The 266-nt window shown below is 70.3% G+C and carries 1 pseudogene; it reads left to right on the plus strand.

From position 1 onward, the window contains the following. A pseudogene (locus tag GT030_RS28250) lies at positions 1-266 on the plus strand (alpha-1,4-glucan--maltose-1-phosphate maltosyltransferase); the annotation flags it as partial.

Consider the following 266-nt stretch of genomic DNA (forward strand, 5'->3'; position numbering starts at 1 on the left):
GCCGCCGCCTACATGCGGCCCAACTTCTTCGCCAACACCCCCGACATCCTGCCCGGCTACCTCCAGCACGGCGGCCGCCCGGCCTTCGAGATCCGTGCCGTGCTCGCGGCCACGCTCTCCCCCGCCTGGGGCATCTACAGCGGCTACGAGCTGTGCGAGAACCAGGCGCTTCAGCCAGGCAGCGAGGAGTACCTGAACTCCGAGAAGTACCAGCTCAAGCCGAGGGACTGGGAGGCGGCCGCCCGCGAGGGACGGACCATCGCGCC

Origin of the sequence: Streptomyces sp. SID1328, assembly GCF_009865595.1 — a bacterium.
Classification (GTDB): domain Bacteria; phylum Actinomycetota; class Actinomycetes; order Streptomycetales; family Streptomycetaceae; genus Streptomyces; species Streptomyces griseoluteus.